This window comes from Rhodococcus sp. CH91 (assembly GCF_022554085.1).
Taxonomy (GTDB): domain Bacteria; phylum Actinomycetota; class Actinomycetes; order Mycobacteriales; family Mycobacteriaceae; genus Rhodococcus.
Map to the genome: position 1 here is coordinate 42,466 of NZ_JAKFYR010000013.1, position 15,231 is coordinate 57,696.

Genomic DNA, 15,231 nt, shown 5'->3' on the forward strand with positions numbered 1-15,231 from the left:
CCGGCCGGAAGGGACCGGTGTCCCGAATCGCCGGGCACCCCCGGAGGTCGTCCACCCTCGCGCAGACGAACTCGGCACCGGTTTCACTCGTGCGATGCGACTCGTATCTCGTCGAACATCCGGCCGGCCCGCCGCCAGCGGATCCAGGCCAGATACCAGAATGCGACGACCATGATCACATCGGCGACGATCGCGACCCATTCGAGACGCACAACTCGCGCCAGAGGAAACGCCACAGCGGCGATGCACAGCAGTATCGACGCCCATCGTGGTGCCGAATCCGTGAACCAGTACAGGATTCCGAGAACTCCGATGGCGAGCGGGAAGATCGGTCCCGCTACCAGCAGGACGACGCTGATGGGCGGATAGTCCTCGAAGGCATTCAAGGCGGCGCGGTGCGTGACACCGAAGACACCCTCGAAGAATCCTTGCAGTCCGAAAGCGATACTCCCGAACATTCCGACCAGCAGGAGAAGCAGCCACAACCCGGCGACGACGGGTAGCGGCCTGCGTAGTCTCTCGTACTCCCCGATCAGACCGTAGACCCAGGGAACCATCGATACAGCGATCAGGATGCCACCGGCAATGCCGTAGTGGCCGTCGGTCCAGAAGATCGGCGAGAGCGCGAAGAGCACCGGCCCCAAGGCGAGTCCGAGTGCGTGCAACCGCTGAATCGCCATGGGGAAATGATAGTGAGCCGCGACGGACGGCACCGTGTGATGACGAGATGCCCACGAAGTCGCTCCCGGAGGGTGCCGATAGTTCCCACTCGCGGATCGGCGCGCCTCCACCGTCACTCCCCCGCACGGGGTTAACGTGCCCTGCAACGTTCTCATCCCGACAGTGGTCCCCGATCGGCTTCGCGCACGAAGGGAACAACACATGGAATTCGACGAACAGTTGCATCACACGGCGTGGCGGATGCATCACGATGGCCACACGTGGAGCGATATCGGCCGTGAACTCGGCTGCGACGAGACCGTCGCCCGCGCGATGGCCGACCGCTACCGACAGGACCTCGAAACCGACGCGCACGCAGCGCAATTCTCACTGTTCGAACTGTAGTGCGCTGACCTCGGGCGGGCAGCCCTGCGGATCCGATCTCTTGTTCCGGTAACGAAAAGTAGGGCAAGCCGGATCATTCCGGCATGAGCATTCGCGTCCTTGTCGCCGTCACCGGCACCGGCCGCCGCTACCCTCGCTCCCGCGGTCGCCCCCGCTCCGGCCCAGCCGCAGAGCACCTCCGGTCAACGCAACGCCGCCCGCTCCGCCCAGCAGTACATCGACATGATCGCCTTCTCCCGCAGCGGGCTGATCGATCAACTCGAATTCGACGGTTTCTCCACCGACGATGCGACGTATGCGGTGGACCGGCTGAACGTGGACTGGAACATTCAGGCTGCGCGAAGCGCCGAGCAGTACGTCGAGATGATGTCGTTCTCCCTGTCGGGGCTGGTCGAACAGCTGGAATTCGACGGCTTCATCCGCCCTCAGGCCGAATACGGAGCCAACGCAGCGTACTGACCCGTCCGCACTTGCCCGGATGCATCCCGAGATCGCCGGTCCTGTACTGATCGTGCGCCGATGAACGTGCTCACGCGCCCTCGTAGGGGGTACGGATGCCGTCGATGATCCGAGTCCAGTTGTCACCCCCGTGACCGTCCCCGATCGCTCGGAGGTAATGGCGCTGGACCGCGCGGGGCAGGGCGAGATCGACGCCGGCCTTCTCGCTCGCCTCGACGATGTGGTCGGCAGTCGCGCCCATCATGGTCACGGTGCTGAGATCCCCCGGGTGTTCGCCGGCGTCGATCTGCGCAGCCGGGCTCTCACCCGTCGCCAGCATGGCCGGTATGCCGGCCAGGGTCGGCATCAGCTCCGGGAGGGCATCACTCGCGTTCAGCCCTGCCGACTGCAGCAGTGCAACAGCATGCGCCAGTGAAGACAAGGCAGTGAGGAACACGTCGAGGTTGGCCAGGTACATCAGTTGGGCCAGTCCGGGATCCTCTCCGAGGTAGCGCGGCGTCCCGATCGCCGCGAGTGTCCCGCTGTGCCGCTCCATCACGTCCTCGGGGCCGCTGTAGTACACATACGCGGCCTCGGTGCCGACCAGCGGTGCCGGCACCATGACACCACCGGCGAGGAACGCCGCCCCGTGCACAGCGGCCCATGCCGCGGCGTCGCGGGTGCGGTCCGGAGTGTCGGAGCTCAGATTGACCAGGGTGCGGCCGGGCAGAGACGCTGTCGTGCCACCGAGAACGTCCCGCATCGCCCGGTAGTCGGTCAGGCTGAGGATGGTCGGGTCACCGGCCGCCAGAGCCTCGGACGGCGTCGCTGCACGGCGTGCCCCGGCCGCCACAACGCCTTCGGCGCGACGGGGAGTGCGGTTCCAGACTGTGACCGGGTGCCCGGCGTGCAGCAGGGTCCGAGCCATTGCCTGGCCCATCGGCCCCAAACCGAGCACGGAAACCGGAGAGCGAGTGGACATGTGCATCTCCTTCGGAGACGGTGAGTTCGGTCGTGTTGGTGGCCGGTCCCGTCACTGCCACTGTCGAACGGAATACCCGCCGGCTGTCTCTCGAGATAGCGCGCCGGGCCCCGGGCCCGAGACGTTCGGACGAGGGTCGATGACAGACGATCGTTCGCAGAGCTCGAGCCCTCGGCCCTACCGGAAGCGCGCCCACGCAGCCAGCCAACCGGCTTCCATCGCCGCGTCGAGCAGGTAGGTCTTGGGAATGCGGCCGGAGGGGACGTAGATCAGATCGATGGCGAGCAGAGTCGTCGCAGTCACCACGCCGACACGACGGGCATGCCGCCGGCCCTCGGCGGTGTCGGCCGCGAGCAACTGCACCACACCGTTGCCGGTGAGCAGTCCCGCAACGGTGTACTGCAGCCAGCGGTCCTGTTTGCGTCCGAAGATCGCCTCGAAACTACGGCGATGCACCAGCGGCCACAATCCCCCGACGACATTGAAGACACCGTGGGCTCGCGCCGTGGCAGCACCGTCGACGACATGGTCGGTCGTGTCGACACTCATATACCTCGGCTACCCACCGAGGTGTCGTTCACACCATCTCCCGGGCGGGCTCCCACGTCCTCGTATGTCCTTCCTGCGCGGAGTGAGGTGCACAGCGGCCGGGTGTTCTCCGGGAACGGACGCGACGATGCGATAGGGTCGCATTCGGTGTGCCGGGAAGTCTGGTCGGCGAAGTACGTGATGTCGTAGTCGACCCGGAGGACCATCGTGAGTGTGCCGATCTGTCTTGTCTTCACCCGTCCCGGACACCACGACGCACCGCCGACGCAGTGAACGCGACGCTTCCGCTCGAACTTCGCCGAGTGATCATCGCCCTCGTCGGGCGCACGAGGTTCCCACGGGCGACGTCCGTTCAGCGACCCGGGCGACCGGCCGCCGGTCACGATTTCGAGGACATGTGATGTCGAGTATCTTCTCCGGCCGCCCGTTCCTGTCCCGCGGATCGTGGGAGGAATCCCGCCGCGTCGCGGAGATTCTCCGCAAGGAAACCGTCGGTGGCGTGCTGCTGCTGATCGGCGCGCTCGCGGCCTTGATCTGGGCCAACACCGCCTGGTCCGAGTCCTACCACGCGTTGCGGGACACCACTGTCGGCCCGTCTGCCCTGCACCTGGATCTGACGCTCGGCGCGTGGGCAGCCGACGGGCTGCTGGCGGTGTTCTTCTTCGTCGTCGGCGTCGAACTCAAACGCGAGTTCGTCGAAGGCAGTCTCCGGGATCTGCGGCGCGCCGCGATGCCGGTGACCGCGGCACTCGGCGGAATGGTGGTTCCGGCCGTGATCTTCGTGGCCGTCAATCTTCGCGGCGGCGCGGAGGCGCTGAACGGCTGGGCGGTGCCCACCGCCACCGATATCGCATTCGCGGTGGCGATCCTCGCCGTGATCGGCAGCCACCTTCCGTCGGCCCTGCGCACCTTCCTCCTCACCCTGGCGGTCGTCGACGATCTGCTCGCGGTGACCGTGATCGCCGTCTTCTACACCGACGAACTGAACCTGCTGTATCTGGGTGCGGCGCTACTTCCGCTGCTGGCCTTCGGCATCGCGTTGCAACGCGGGGCAGGTCGATGGTGGCTGCTGATTCCCCTGGCCGTCCTCACCTGGTGGCTGGTACACGAGTCGGGTGTGCACGCCACCATCGCCGGGGTGCTGCTCGGTTTCGCCGTACCCGTCGCCCGTCGGGTCGGCAACACCTCGATCCCGGTCGCCGAGCACATCGAACACCGGGTCCGGCCGTTGTCCGCGGGCTTCGCGGTGCCGGTGTTCGCGTTCTTCGCGGCCGGTGTCACCGTCGGCGGGATCACCGGCCTGAGCAACGCACTCACCGACCCCATCTCCATCGGGGTGATCGCAGGTCTCGTGCTCGGCAAGGTCACCGGCATCTTCGGAGTCAGCTATCTGGTGGCGCGGTTCACCCGCGCCCGGCTGGACGACGAACTGCGGTGGGTCGACGTGCTCGGAGTCTCCCTGCTCGGGGGAATCGGCTTCACGGTGTCGCTGCTCATCGGCGATCTCGCCTACGGGCCGGGGACGGAGGCCGCCGACCACGTGAAGGTCGCGGTGCTGTGCGGGTCGTTGCTCAGTGCCGTGCTCGCCGCGATCGTGCTCGTCGCCCGCAACCGCACCTACCGCGCGATCACCGCCGCCGAGCAGAGAGACGAGGACGGCGACGGGATCCCCGACGTCTATCAGCAGTGATGACCGACCCGTCCGTCTCCGAACGTTCCCGTACGGGGCCGCCTCCGAGGAGAAGAATGTGAACTGGACCGTCTTTGCCGTCTTCGTCGCCGTGTGGGTGCTGTCCGGACTGGTCACCGGTCTGTGGATGGCCCGGCGCGGACACGACCCCCGCTGGACCCTCATCGCGGTGATTCTCGGGCCGTTGTTCGTGCCCATCGCCTTCGAACGCATCGAACGCACACCCCGCCCGGTGGAAACGGTGCCGGTCGCCCGATGGGGAGCCGATGCCTCCGATGCCGGCAGCCTTCGTGTGATGGTCGGTTACGACGGCTCGACGGAAGCCCGCCATGCCCTGAAGTCGGCGCTCCACCTGTTCGGATCTGCCGGAGCCGTGATCGAGCTCGTGGCCGTGGTCTCCTACGACGACGGAACCGATCCGGACTCGGCCGTACTCGACCAGGTGAAACGGAAACTGGCCGACGCCGCGGCCACCGTGGGGGACGTCGCGGTCGGTTACGCCGTGCTCGCCGGACCGCCCGGGCCGTGTCTGCGATGGTTCGCTCAGGAGCACGGCGCCGACACCCTGGTGGTGGGCAAGCGGGGGCGCGGCATGTCCACCCGCATGCTCGGCAACGTCGCCGAACATCTCACCGCCCACTGTCCCGTCCCCGTTCTCGTCGTCGATCCCACGACCACCTCGAATCCGCCCCTCTCGCCGTCCCCCGCGGTGGCGGCGCGAGTACCCGCAGACGCTCCCGCCGACAGCGGTGGCGACCGGCCGAGCTGACCCGTCGGTGGTCTCGATCGAGTGTTGTGCCGGCCCGGATTCGGGAGCTGTCCGTCATCAGAACACGAGTACCGCGAAGACGGTGGAGAGGACCAGTCCGGCCATCACCGGCAGGAAGCACTTCCGGGCGAGATCCAGCACGGGCACCCGGGCGAAGCCGGCCACGGCGACCAGCGAGGACCAGGCGATGATGACGCCACCACCCGACCAGATGTTGCCCATCTGGCCGATCGCCGCGAGAGTCGACGGATCGACGTCGACGGCGGGGCCGAGTGCCCCCGAGAGCGCACCGGTGAGCGGGAGGCCACTGAAGCCGGAGCCGTCGAGCCCGGCGACCACGCCGATGAGCAGAATCCCGAACGAGGTGACGAAGGCGTTCTGTGGCAGGTGCGCCTGAACCGAGGTCACGAGATCGAACAGGATCGCCGGCCCCGCGGCATCGGCGGACAGGCCGAGGATCGGACCCGCGAAATCCGGGTTGCCGATGAAGAAGAAGCCGGCGATCGGCAGCACGCAGCCCATCGCCTTGAACGCGAAGACCAGGCCGTCGACGAGATGGTCGGAAGTGGTCTCGAGGAAACTCGCCCGGTCGGTCGAGGCGGCCGCGGCGAACAGGATGAGGGCCGCGATCCCGCCGACGATCGCGGCGGCTTCCCCGCCCTGTAGAGGGGGCACGACCTCGGTGAACTTACCCAGCATCAGGTAGACGATGAAGGCGAGATAGGCCAGCGGCACGAGCATCGCGAATGCTTTCGCGGTACCGCGGCGCTCCTTCTCCGCCTCGGCATCGTGACGATCGGAGGGGTCGGCGACAGGATCCGACGGAGCGACGAGCACCGCTGTGGCTGCAGCCGTCTGTTCGCCACCCCCGAGAGGGCCACCGGCCGGTTCCGGACGCGGAGTGCGGGAACCGCTGTCACCACCGCCCGACGGAGCGCCGCCGCCACGGGCGTCGCCGATTCCGCGGTCGGCCTCCGCCTCCCATTCGACGAGCAGATCGGGGGACGGCGTCCGCCAATGTCGTTTCTGCACCAGATAGGTGATCACCAAAGCCGTGCCGCCGACGATCAGCGAGAGGACCAGAGCCTTGTCGGCCACGGCATCCGCTTCGACGCCTGCCGCTGCCGCCGAGATGCCCGGGGCGACCTTGATGATGTAGTCCGACGACAGCGCCATACCCTGACCGCAGATCGCGATGACCATGCCCACCGACAGCGGGGACATGCCGGCACGGATCGCGACGGGGATGAGCACCGCGCCGACGAGGGGCACGGCCGGGGTGGGCCAGAAGAACAGCGAGATCACGTAGGTGACGGCGGCGAGGACGAGGAAGCTGCTGGTGCCCGCGCGCATGACGCGCCGGAAGGGGGCGACCATCATCCGGTCGGCGCCGAGTTGGCGCAGCGCGCCGAGCATGGCCGTGACCATCGCGATGATGAGGAAGATGTTGAACAGTTCCTTCGCCGCGACGAGGCTCGCGTTGAAGATGGAGGACAGTCCCGTGACGATGCTGCCCGAGAACGTCAGGGCGGTCAGGAACGTGGCGACGACTGCCGGAACGACGATGTTCTTGCGCAGGGCCATGGTGACCAGGATGACGAGGATGCCGGCCAGATAGACCCAGTGCGCGGCGGTGAGTTGTACGTCCAAGGCGCTTCCTTCGACAGGAGGTGGAACGAGTCGGGCTGTTTCGCAGACGGTGACTTTCGGAACTCGATGTAGTGGAGGAACTTTCCGTATCGCGTCGTGCCCGGTCAACGAGAACCGTGCACAGTGACCGTCACGCTAGCTGTGCACTGTGTTCTTCTTTTGCGATTTCGTGTCGTCAGCTCGATCGGATGTGACAAATTGCTACGAACATGTGTCGCGCGCCCGGCGCCGGCCCCGGACGATCGGTGAATGTGCACCCTGCACCGGATCGCACGTGATCGGTGTGCATGTTGTCCGCGGGACGGCGATGCATCCGGCGGTGTCGCAGTGCGACAGTGGGTCGACGGCACGAACCGTGCCGCCAGATTCCGAGGTTCCGGGGAGTTCGATGACCACTCGCACCGATGTTCCGGCAGCGCCCGTCGCCGAGACCGACACGGGCACTCCTCTGGCGCTGTCGGCCCTGCTCGCCGGGACCCTGGTCGGGACGCTGAGCAACAACATTCTCAATGTTCCTCTACCGCAAATACTTTCCCATTTCGATGCGAGCCTGGAAGACGGCGCGCTGCTCGCCGTGGGTTTCCTTCTGACGTTCGCCGCGTCGATGCCCCTCGCGGGGTACATCGGTGATCGTTACGGTCGGCGCCGTGTCTACTGCGGAGCCCTGCTCGGCACCGCGATCTGCGCGGCCGGGGCTGCGACGGCACCGACCCTCGAGATCCTCGTGGCCTGGAGGGCACTCGGAGGGCTCGCCGCCGCGGCCTTCGCGCCGGCCGTCATGGGATTGATCGCCTGGCTGTTCGGTGCCCGCCGGCGCGCACGCGCGGTGGGCGCGTGGGCCACCGTGAACGGACTCGGCCAGGCGATCGGCCCGACGCTGGGCGGTTTCGTTGCGGGACAATGGGGCTGGCGGTGGGTCTTCGTCCCGATGATTCCGATCGCTCTCGTCGGCCTCGCCGGGACCCTGCGCTGGATCCCGGTCTTTCCCGGGCGGCCGATGAACCTCGACGTGCCGGGTGCGGTCACGCTCACCGCCGGTTCCGCCGGGATCGTACTGGGATTGAGCATGTTCGGGCAGGCAGGCGTTCCCCCGTCCGCCGCGGGCATCGTGCTGGCGGTGTCGGTGGCCGTCCTCGTCGGGTTCGTCGTGCACTGCCGTCGTGCGACCGAGCCGTTCGTCGAAGTACGACTGCTGGTCGAGAGCCGATTCGCACGAAGTGCGGTCGCCGCGTTCGCCCAGATGTTCTGCCTGGGTGCGGCCTTGCTGGCCGTCCCACTGCGCCTGCACTCCACGGGCGCGACCACCGCCACGGCCGGTGCGATCCTGTTCGCTCTTCCCGCGGTCATGGCCGCCCTCGCGCCGCTCGTCGGCCGCACCGTCGATCGCGTGGGCGGGCGGCGGATGCTGCGCGCAGGTCTGGTGATCCTGCTGTTCGGTCAGATCGCGCTCGCCGTCGTGCTCGCTGCGGACCGGCCGCGACTGTGGCTGGTCGCGGCGATCCTGGCCGTGACCGGCGCCGGTATCGCCGCGGTACAGACACCCGCTGCCGCAGGATCGACGCGTTCTCCCGCGGGCGAACGCGGGACGGGGCTGGGGATGTTCAATCTCGTCCGTTTCGGCGGCTCCGCCGTCGGGGCGGCGTGGGTGACGGTGGCATTCGGGACGTGGACCGTCGGGCCGCTCTTCGTGGTGTGTGCCGTGGTCGTGGGCGCGGGTCTGGCCGCGTCGTTCCTCGGTTCGGATCCGGAGGAGCACACCGGATCGGAGTCCCGCTCGACCGCCCTCAGCGATAGTTGATCTCGTTCTCCACCGAGGTGCGCAGGCGATCGAGAAGTTCGAGCCTGATGGCGAGCCACGCGGTGAACTGGTTCTCGGGCAGTCGGACATCCATCGCCATCGCACGGGAGATCCGGTCGATCTTCGACAGCATCGTGTTGCGGTGCACCGACAACTCCCGCGCCGCCGCATTGACGTTTCCGCCGGCGGAGAGATACGCCAGCAGCGTGTCGTACAGATCGGTCCCGGGCTTGAGCGCTCCGAGCACATCCCCGACGAACCGGCGGCTGCGGTCGGTGTCGGCGACCAGCTCGAGCACCCCGTAACCCCGCAGATCCCGGTAGGCCACCGATCCCGACATCCCGAGCCGCTGCCCGATCCCGAGCGCCACGCGGGCCTGGCGGTAACTCTCCCGGATCTGGTCTGCTCCGACGGCGGGAGCACCGTGTGCCACAGGCACCGGGCGTACCCGCCGGCGGGACAGATCCTGCGAGACCGCATCCGCATACTCGCTGATCTCGAGCTCGATGTCGCGCGGGTCGCGGTACCGGAGCGAACGCACCACCACCAGGACGTCACCGATCACGGTGACATACGAACGTACCGACGGATGGGGCAGGACGCTGGCCGCGTATCGGGCCAGCCGCAACAGGCCGCCCGCCTCCTCACCACCGGAGCGCACGGGATTCTCGCCGTAACCGGGGGCCACGAACACCGCGAATGTCGACGTGAGGTCGATGTCGTGGTACTCGGCACGAGCCTGCATGTCGTGCGCACTCGTGAAGCTCCCGTGCACCAGTGCCTGGACGAAATCGCCACGAGCCCGTTCCTCGGCCTCGTCGACGCTGCGTTGCCGCAGCATCTCCGAACCGATGATCGCTGTGGCCTGGTCGGTGACGACCGCGTGCTGCGCCAGTTCGTGCGGGCCCGGACACGCTCCCGAGGCGAGTACCACGACCCAGCCCTCGAATCGTTTGCCGAGCCGGATGATGCTCGCCGTGCATGTCCAGTGCGTGCCGCCCACGATCTCCTGTACCACGCGGGTGTCGTGGTGGGCGTGACGATCGGCGGCGGTCGCGGTCGACAACTGCTTGTGCAGCACCTCCGAGATCTCTTCCGCCTGGACCGCATTCACTCCGTGGAAGGCCACGGCGTGACCGCGCGCGTCGAGCGCCACCGCGGGATGCTGGGCGAGGGCGGCGACCTCCTTGACCAGCAGGGTCAGTCCCGCACCGCGGTGCAGCAGACCGGCGAGCGTCGAGTGCACGTGCGCGGAATAGCGCATGACGTGGACTTCCTGCATCAGCGACCGTTCGGCGAGCAGGCGGTTCAGTGCCGCGAATCCGACGGGCAGGTCGAGTTCGATCACGACGAGCCCCGGGGGCCACGCCATTCCGGCGGGTACCGCGCCGTCCACGAGCAGTGCTGCTGCGTCGCGGGCGGCGAGCGACGGCAGGGCGTGCGCGCCCTCGGCGAGCGATTCCGGCCGTATGTAGACGGCAACGGCCGTCAGATCGTCGAATCGGCCGATGACCTCGCCGAACGGCAGCACCCAGGTGAGTGCTCTGTCGAGCTCCACCTCCCGGCGCACCACCCGGGCGCCGGCCATGAGCGGTTCGTCGAGCAACCCTCGGACGGTCAGGCGTGGACTCGGTTCCATAGGGACCTGCTTCCCTCGGGAGCGTCGGCGGCGGCCCCGCACGAGACGGGTCCACCGACACCCTGGCGGTGTGCACTTTCTACATCAGTTACCAGAGTCATGAGTCCCTCGCACATGTGCACTGTGTACATCCGAGGTCCGAAACGACGGTGATCATGACCGTCCCCATCCGTCGCCCGCCCTGTTAGAAATGAGCCCACGCCGGTCGCACCACTTCCTCCGGCCCCGGCGCAGCGAATCGACAGCGTCCCCCATCCGACCTCGAAAGTGGAGACCAATGCATCGAATCCACCGCATCACCCTCGACGACGCGCTCCCCCTGCTCGCCGCCGGCCGCGCCAAGGCCGAGGAGATCGGCGTCAAGCAGACCCTGTGTGTCTGCGACGAGAGCGCGAATGTGATTGCTCTGCACCGGCTTCCCGGCGCGCGTCTCACCGGCGTCGAGATCGCCATGGCCAAGGCGTTCACCGCTGCCGGCCACGAGCGGGCGACGCACCTGTTCAACGAGGGCCCGAACGGGCCGGCACTGCCCGGCAACGAGGCATTCGGCATCAGCCACATGCTCCCCGGCAAGTTCGCGATCTTCGTCGGTGGCTTCCCGCTCGTCTACGACGGACAGATCGTCGGGGCCGTCGGCATCAGTGGGGGCAACGGCGAGCAGGACAAGGCGGTCGGCGCCGCCATGATCGCCGAATTCGAAGCCCTCACCTCCTCGATCAACGCCTGATCCGTTCCGCACGAACCTCCTCATCGAAAGGCATCATCATGACCGAACTGCTCGGACGCGACGAGTTCCGCGCCGCACTCGAAGACGCCATCAAGGGACGCGAGGCGAAGAACGCATCCTTCAGCAAGGCATGGGCCGAGGGCAAACTCGAGAAGCACCACTTCGCCCGCTGGGCCGAGAACCACTACCACTACGTCGGGCCCTTCGCCGACTATCTGGCGAACATCTATTCCAATACGCCCGATCACTACACCGACGCCAAGGACTTCACCCTCCAGAACATGTACGAGGAGGAACTGGCCGACATCCGGCACACCGACCTGCTCATCAAGTTCGCCGAGGCGTGCGGAACCACCAAGGAACGCGTCGAGGATCCGAACAACATGAATGCCGTCACCCGCGGACTGCAGGCGTGGTGCTACGCGGTGTCCCAGCGGGAACACTTCGTCGTCGCCACCGCAGCGCTGGTCGTGGGCCTCGAATCGCAGGTGCCGAGCATCTACAAGAAGCAGATCGTCCCGCTGCGCGAGGTGTACGGATTCACCGAGGACGAGATCGAGTTCTTCGACCTGCACATCACCTCCGATGTGGTGCACGGTGAACGCGGTTACCAGATCGTCCTGGACTGCGCGGACACTCCCGAACTGCAGCAGCGCTGCCTGCAGCTCGTCCGCTGGGGAGCGGAGATGCGCTACTCGTACACCAAGGGCCTGTACGACACCTACGTCGCTCCCGATCTGGAGCTGGCGTCCGCCTGATCCGTTGCGGGGGAGCCGAAATCGAGCGAGATTTCCGCTCCCCCGCCGCACACGAGCGAAGGAGAAGCATGTCCACCGAAATCATGGGCAGCGGGACCACCGGCACCGGCGCCGCAACGGAGTCCCCGGCCTGGGTCGCCGTCGCCACGGTGAAAGAGGTGACCCGCCGCCGCAAGCTCCGCGTGGAGGTCGACGGCCTCGCGATCGCACTGTTCCATGCGAACGACCGCATCTACGCCTTCGCCGACCTGTGCATCCACCAGGACCGTTCCCTCGCGAAAGGCACGCTCCTGCACGGACGTGTCATCTGCCCCGGCCACCAGTGGCGCTTCGATCTCGAAACCGGATACGAAGAGGACCAGGACCTCTGCCAGCCGGTCTATCCCGTCCTGGTACGCGACGAGACCGTCCACATCGATCCCACCCCACGTCCCGCCTCCGGAAAGGAGTGCACGGCATGACCGTTCGCACCGTGGTCACAGTCGGTGCCGGCCAGGTGGCGGCCGTCGCCGCACGTACACTGCGCCGGCGCGGCTTCGACGGACGCATCGTCCTGCTCGGCGACGAGCCGTACGCACCCTATCAGCGCCCGCCTCTGTCCAAGGAGTTCCTCGCCGGTCGCGAAGGAGTCGGATCCCTGGCTCTGCTGACGCCGAAGTGGCTCGACGCCAACGACATCGACATCCGTACCGGTGTGCAGGTGCAACGCATCGACACCGCGCGCCGCACCGTCGAGTTCGACGGTGGCGAGATCGCGGCCGACGCGATCGTCCTCGCGACGGGTGGACGCCCCCGCACCCTCCCCACCACCGGATCCCGCCCCGATCTCGTGCACTACCTGCGCACGCTCGACGACGCGACCGCACTCGCGGCACGGCTGACCCCGGGATCGACTCTCGCGATCGTCGGCGGAGGCTTCATCGGGCTGGAGATCGCCGCCACCGCACGCTCACTCGGTGTGACGGTGACGGTCGTCGAGCAGGCGGGCCACCTGCTCGGGGGCATCCTCGGCGAGCAGGTCGGACGCTACTGCGCCGATCTGCACCGCCGCAACGGAGTGGACCTGCGCACCGGCACCGGTGTCGCCTCGGTGACCACCTCCGAGAGCGGCGTCCGGATCACGACCACCGGTGGTGACATCATCGACGCCGACGCCGTGGTGGTCGGTATCGGCATCGTGCCCAACACCGACATCGCGACGACGAGCGGACTGACCGTCGACGGTGGGGTCGTGGTCGATTCCACCGGACGTACCTCGGTCGAGAACATCTACGCGGCAGGTGATGTCGCGAAGCGATTCTCCCCGCGGGAAGGCCGGCACGTCCGCGTCGAGCACTTCGACAATGCGAACCGGCAGGCGGCCGTCGTCGCCGACACGATCGTCGGCCGGCAGTCGCTCTCCGACGACCCGCACTGGTTCTGGTCGGATCAATACGACACCAATATCCAGTTCGCCGGATCAGCCTCCGGAACAACAGAACTCGTCGTCCGCGGCGATACCGACAGTGGAGAGTTCTCCGTCTTCTATCTCGCGGGAGACGTACTGGCCGCCGCCTTCGCGATGGACCGCGGCGAGGACATCATGGCGGCGCGCGAACTCGTCGGACGCAGAGTCGACGCGGCGCTGCTCGCCGACGAGGACACCGATCTGTGGGAGATGTACGAGGAGGTCGAGCCGGCATGACGATCATCGGTCTGAACCACATCGACGGAGACTGGGTACCGGCGGCTTCCGGAGCCGTCTTCGAACGGCGCAATCCCGCCGACGAATCCGACCTGATCGGCACCTTCCCGGATTCCGATGCACTCGACGTCCGCAACGCCGTCGACGCACTCGACAAGGCCGCGCCCGACTGGGCGTCCACCCCGCCGGAGCGCCGGGCCGCGATTCTCGAAGCGGCGGCCGAGCATCTCGCCGCACACTCGGCCGAACTCGTCGACGAACTCGTCCGCGAGGAAGGCAAGACCCGGGCCGAAGCGTCGATGGAGGTGAGCCGCACGCCCATGAACCTGCGGTTCTACGCGGGTGAAGCGCTGCGCTCCACCGGTGCGACCTTCCCCTCCCCCGGTTCGACGACGATCTACACCCTGCGCGAACCGATCGGGGTCGTCGGGGCGATCACGCCGTGGAACTTCCCCCTCAACATTCCCTCCCGCAAGCTCGGGCCCGCGCTGGCCGCCGGCAACACCGTGCTGTTCAAGCCGTCCGAGATCACCCCGCTGATGGGGCAGCGGCTCGTCGAAGCGCTGCTGGCCGGCGGTCTGCCACCCGGAGCCGTCGCTCTCGTCCACGGCGACGGCAAGGCCGGTGCCGCGGTGGCCGCCGACGAGCGGGTCGCGGCGGTCACGTTCACAGGATCGACCGAGGTCGGGCGGGCCATCCACCGCAGCGTCGGCCCCGACCGGCGCGTCCAGCTCGAAATGGGTGGGAAGAACCCGGTGGTGGTCCTCGCCGACGCGGACCTCGACGCCGCGGCCGCGCTCGTCGTCAAGGGCGCATTCGGACTGTCGGGCCAGGCCTGCACCGGCACCAGCCGGGTCGTCGCCGTGGACGCGATCCACGATGCGCTGCTCGAGAAGGTCGCCGAGCGCACCCGCGCACTGCGGGTGGGCCCCGGTTCGGGTGCGAAGGTCGATCTGGGGCCGCTCGCGAGTCGCGGGCAGCTCGACAAGTTCCTCGAGTACGTCGCCATCGGCACGGACGAGGGCGCACGCCTCGTGTGCGGCGGCGTGCGGTGCGACGACGAGGAACTGCGCAACGGATTCTTCGTGCGGCCCACCGTGTTCGCGGACACCGCTCCGGGGATGCGCCTGCTGACCGACGAGATCTTCGGCCCGGTCCTGGCCTTCCAACGAGCCGCCTCCTTCGACGAGGCCCTCGCCCTGGCGAACGACACCGCCTTCGGCCTCAGCGCCTCCGTCGTCACGAGAAGCCTCGCCGACGCACATCGTTTCGTCGCCGGATCCCGGACCGGACTCGTGAAGGTCAATCAGCCCACGACCGGAATGGCCATGAACGCACCGTTCGGCGGTTACAAGCAGTCGAGCACCCAGACGTTCAAGGAACAGGCCGGCCCCACACTGATGCAGTTCTACCAATCCGAGAAGACCGTCTACCTCTCCCCCGACGCCTGATCGTCGAGCAGACCTCACACATGCCTGGAGG

15 protein-coding genes are annotated in these 15,231 nt (G+C 67.5%); 10 read left to right on the forward strand and 5 right to left on the reverse strand.

The window, feature by feature from the left end; genetic code table 11:
• Positions 1 to 83: 83 nt before the first annotated feature.
• Entirely contained in the window at positions 84 to 680 is a 597-nt protein-coding gene (locus MOM01_RS20395; RefSeq protein WP_241387265.1) for a hypothetical protein, read from the reverse strand.
• Positions 681 to 882: 202 nt separating this feature from the next.
• On the opposite strand from MOM01_RS20395, the gene MOM01_RS20400 reads away from it, so the two are divergent.
• Positions 883 to 1,065 carry a hypothetical protein gene (locus MOM01_RS20400; protein ID WP_241387266.1) on the forward strand — a complete coding sequence of 61 codons (183 nt, stop codon included), beginning with the start codon at positions 883 to 885 and terminating at the stop codon, positions 1,063 to 1,065.
• Positions 1,066 to 1,164: 99 nt separating this feature from the next.
• Complete coding sequence (locus MOM01_RS20405) at positions 1,165 to 1,524, forward strand: Ltp family lipoprotein (protein WP_241387267.1); 360 nt, start codon at positions 1,165 to 1,167, stop codon at positions 1,522 to 1,524.
• Between the two features lie 70 nt (positions 1,525 to 1,594).
• Here the strand turns inward: MOM01_RS20405 and MOM01_RS20410 are convergent, their stop codons facing one another.
• Together MOM01_RS20410 and MOM01_RS20415 are read right to left on the reverse strand one after the other, a co-directional pair.
• Positions 1,595 to 2,485: an NAD(P)-dependent oxidoreductase gene (locus MOM01_RS20410; protein WP_241387268.1), complete on the reverse strand. Its 891-nt coding sequence runs from the start codon at positions 2,483 to 2,485 to the stop codon at positions 1,595 to 1,597.
• 177 nt (positions 2,486 to 2,662) lie between these two features.
• Positions 2,663 to 3,034 carry a hypothetical protein gene (locus MOM01_RS20415; protein ID WP_241387269.1) on the reverse strand — a complete coding sequence of 124 codons (372 nt, stop codon included), beginning with the start codon at positions 3,032 to 3,034 and terminating at the stop codon, positions 2,663 to 2,665.
• Positions 3,035 to 3,434: 400 nt separating this feature from the next.
• On the opposite strand from MOM01_RS20415, the gene nhaA reads away from it, so the two are divergent.
• Together nhaA and MOM01_RS20425 are read left to right on the forward strand one after the other, a co-directional pair.
• Positions 3,435 to 4,724, forward strand: coding sequence for a Na+/H+ antiporter NhaA (gene nhaA / locus MOM01_RS20420; protein WP_241387270.1), 1,290 nt, complete (start codon positions 3,435 to 3,437; stop codon positions 4,722 to 4,724).
• A 58-nt stretch (positions 4,725 to 4,782) separates the two neighbouring features.
• The gene (locus MOM01_RS20425; RefSeq protein ID WP_241387271.1) at positions 4,783 to 5,493 is read left to right on the forward strand and encodes a universal stress protein; all 711 of its coding nucleotides are present in this window, start codon (positions 4,783 to 4,785) and stop codon (positions 5,491 to 5,493) included.
• Between the two features lie 57 nt (positions 5,494 to 5,550).
• Here MOM01_RS20425 and MOM01_RS20430 read toward each other — a convergent pair whose 3' ends face one another.
• On the reverse strand, positions 5,551 to 7,143 hold the full coding sequence (locus MOM01_RS20430) for a hypothetical protein (RefSeq protein ID WP_241387272.1): 1,593 nt from the start codon (positions 7,141 to 7,143) through the stop codon (positions 5,551 to 5,553).
• Positions 7,144 to 7,531: 388 nt separating this feature from the next.
• On the opposite strand from MOM01_RS20430, the gene MOM01_RS20435 reads away from it, so the two are divergent.
• On the forward strand, positions 7,532 to 8,941 hold the full coding sequence (locus tag MOM01_RS20435; RefSeq protein WP_241387273.1) for an MFS transporter: 1,410 nt from the start codon (positions 7,532 to 7,534) through the stop codon (positions 8,939 to 8,941).
• On the opposite strand, the gene MOM01_RS20440 is transcribed toward MOM01_RS20435, so the two are convergent.
• Positions 8,928 to 10,580 carry a PucR family transcriptional regulator gene (locus tag MOM01_RS20440; RefSeq protein ID WP_241387274.1) on the reverse strand — a complete coding sequence of 551 codons (1,653 nt, stop codon included), beginning with the start codon at positions 10,578 to 10,580 and terminating at the stop codon, positions 8,928 to 8,930. The genes MOM01_RS20435 and MOM01_RS20440 overlap by 14 nt on opposite strands.
• 277 nt (positions 10,581 to 10,857) lie before the next feature.
• Here MOM01_RS20440 and MOM01_RS20445 point away from each other — a divergent pair, with 277 nt between their 5' ends.
• The 5 genes from MOM01_RS20445 to MOM01_RS20465 all read left to right on the forward strand — a co-directional run bounded on the left by MOM01_RS20445 (position 10,858) and on the right by MOM01_RS20465 (position 15,200).
• Complete coding sequence (locus MOM01_RS20445) at positions 10,858 to 11,307, forward strand: GlcG/HbpS family heme-binding protein (RefSeq protein WP_241387275.1); 450 nt, start codon at positions 10,858 to 10,860, stop codon at positions 11,305 to 11,307.
• Between the two features lie 38 nt (positions 11,308 to 11,345).
• A complete protein-coding gene (locus tag MOM01_RS20450) occupies positions 11,346 to 12,065 on the forward strand; it encodes a TenA family transcriptional regulator (RefSeq protein WP_241387276.1) in 720 nt (239 codons plus the stop codon).
• An 83-nt stretch (positions 12,066 to 12,148) separates the two neighbouring features.
• Positions 12,149 to 12,526, forward strand: coding sequence for a Rieske (2Fe-2S) protein (locus MOM01_RS20455; RefSeq protein WP_241387326.1), 378 nt, complete (start codon positions 12,149 to 12,151; stop codon positions 12,524 to 12,526).
• A complete protein-coding gene (locus MOM01_RS20460) occupies positions 12,523 to 13,749 on the forward strand; it encodes an NAD(P)/FAD-dependent oxidoreductase (RefSeq protein ID WP_241387277.1) in 1,227 nt (408 codons plus the stop codon). The genes MOM01_RS20455 and MOM01_RS20460 overlap by 4 nt, the downstream gene beginning before the upstream one ends.
• Positions 13,746 to 15,200 carry an aldehyde dehydrogenase family protein gene (locus MOM01_RS20465; protein ID WP_241387278.1) on the forward strand — a complete coding sequence of 485 codons (1,455 nt, stop codon included), beginning with the start codon at positions 13,746 to 13,748 and terminating at the stop codon, positions 15,198 to 15,200. The genes MOM01_RS20460 and MOM01_RS20465 overlap by 4 nt, the downstream gene beginning before the upstream one ends.
• Positions 15,201 to 15,231: the final 31 nt, after the last annotated feature.